Source organism: Ruegeria sp. AP12, assembly GCF_056540025.1.
Genome location: NZ_JBQFVZ010000286.1, coordinates 1 through 579, shown reverse-complemented (window position 1 = coordinate 579; position 579 = coordinate 1). Strand labels below are relative to the sequence as shown.

At 56.1% G+C, this 579-nt stretch carries 1 protein-coding gene; it reads left to right on the top strand.

Annotated elements, in window-relative coordinates; translation table 11 throughout:
• Positions 1–208: 208 nt before the first annotated feature.
• The coding region (locus ACR0E6_RS22785; protein WP_480587693.1) for an imidazolonepropionase-like domain-containing protein at positions 209–579 on the top strand (371 nt) is incomplete at its 3' end.

Here is a 579-nt window from a genome sequence, read left to right as displayed (position 1 = left end):
CGATCCAGCGCATTGACGTCTTCGACACTGCTCGTGTCGATTACGGGTTCATCAAAGCCTGTGGTCATATCTGCCCCCGTTCCGTTCGGTCATTGCCCCCTAATTAGAAGAAGCAGCTACCGGAAAACAATGACAATGCGCCGATTTACCGGCAAGTTTCCCGCCCTTATGCTGTTTCGCAGTCCCATACAGGCGGAGATGAATGAAAATGGCGCAAAAAACGCTGCTGAAAGGGCGTGTCCTGAGCTTCACCGGTTCCCCCTTCGAAGGAGAGCCGACCGAGGCCGTCAAGATCAGCGAAGCCGTTCTGATCGAAGATGGCCGGATTTTGGCCGTGGCGGATGCGGACAGCCTGCGCTCAGCGCATCCCGAGGCCACCGTGGTTGACCACGGCAATCATGTCATCATGTCTGGGTTCGTGGATGCGCATGTGCACTATCCCCAGACCGCAATGATCGCCAGTTGGGGAAAACGCCTGATCGACTGGCTGAACACCTATACTTTCCCCGAAGAAATGAAGTTCGGCGATCCTGCCTATGCCTCGGAGATCGCGAACCGCTATCTCGATCTGACGGCAGC